This window comes from Paracoccus sp. Z118 (assembly GCF_019061185.1).
Taxonomy (GTDB): domain Bacteria; phylum Pseudomonadota; class Alphaproteobacteria; order Rhodobacterales; family Rhodobacteraceae; genus Paracoccus.
The window spans coordinates 1-343 of the sequence record NZ_JAHQZU010000151.1 but is presented as its reverse complement, the minus strand read 5'-3'; the positions used below and the strand labels follow the sequence as shown (position 1 = coordinate 343).

At 63.8% G+C, this 343-nt stretch carries 1 protein-coding gene; it reads left to right on the top strand.

Annotated elements, in window-relative coordinates; translation table 11 throughout:
• Positions 1-2: 2 nt before the first annotated feature.
• A partial coding sequence (locus tag KTN05_RS17950) for a GTP-binding protein (RefSeq protein ID WP_217330712.1) occupies positions 3-343 on the top strand: 341 nt, incomplete at its 3' end.

Here is a 343-nt window from a genome sequence, read left to right as displayed (position 1 = left end):
CGATGGCAAAGGCAAAATTCGAACGGACGAAACCGCACGTCAACATCGGGACGATCGGTCACGTCGATCACGGCAAGACCACGCTGACGGCGGCGATCACGCGGTATTTCGGCGACTTCAAGGGTTACGACATGATCGACAACGCGCCCGAGGAAAAGGCGCGCGGGATCACCATCTCGACCACCCACGTCGAATACGAGACCGAGGCGCGCCACTACGCGCATGTGGACTGCCCCGGCCACGCCGACTACGTCAAGAACATGATCACCGGCGCGGCGCAGATGGACGGCGCGATCCTGGTCGTGAACGCCGCCGACGGCCCGATGCCGCAGACGCGCGAGCA